1 protein-coding gene is annotated in these 396 nt (G+C 75.0%); it reads left to right on the forward strand.

Features of this window, described 5'->3' with window-relative positions; all coding sequences use genetic code 11:
* Window positions 1-117: 117 nt before the first annotated feature.
* Window positions 118-396, forward strand: a 279-nt coding sequence (locus tag LPA54_RS41245; protein WP_228985512.1) for an LLM class flavin-dependent oxidoreductase, incomplete at its 3' end; no start/stop codon positions are given.

Here is a 396-nt window from a genome sequence, read left to right on the forward strand (position 1 = left end):
GATCGAACACGGCCAGCGGACGCCGGGTGCGGTCGGTGGGCTCGGTGCGGCGGGTCACCCCCACACCCTAGACAGCGCGCGCAGGAATCCTGGCGGCCCCCGGGTGTTGAACCCGGTATGAGTTCCGTGATCGCCGCGACCCGCTTCTCCGTCCTCGACCGCTCACGGGTGCGCGAAGGGCACACCGCCCCCGAGGCCCTGCGGGACACGGTGGATCTCGCGCGGGAGGCGGAGCGGCTCGGGTACCACCGGTTCTGGGTGGCCGAGCACCACGGCGTGCCCGGGGTGGCCGGTTCGGCGCCGACCGTGCTGGCGGCGGCGGTCGCCGGGGCGACCCGCACCATCCGCGTCGGCACCGGCGGGGTGATGCTGCCCAACCACCGTCCGCTGGTGGTG

Origin of the sequence: Streptomyces sp. DH12 (assembly GCF_020873895.1) — a bacterium.
GTDB lineage: Bacteria > Actinomycetota > Actinomycetes > Streptomycetales > Streptomycetaceae > Streptomyces.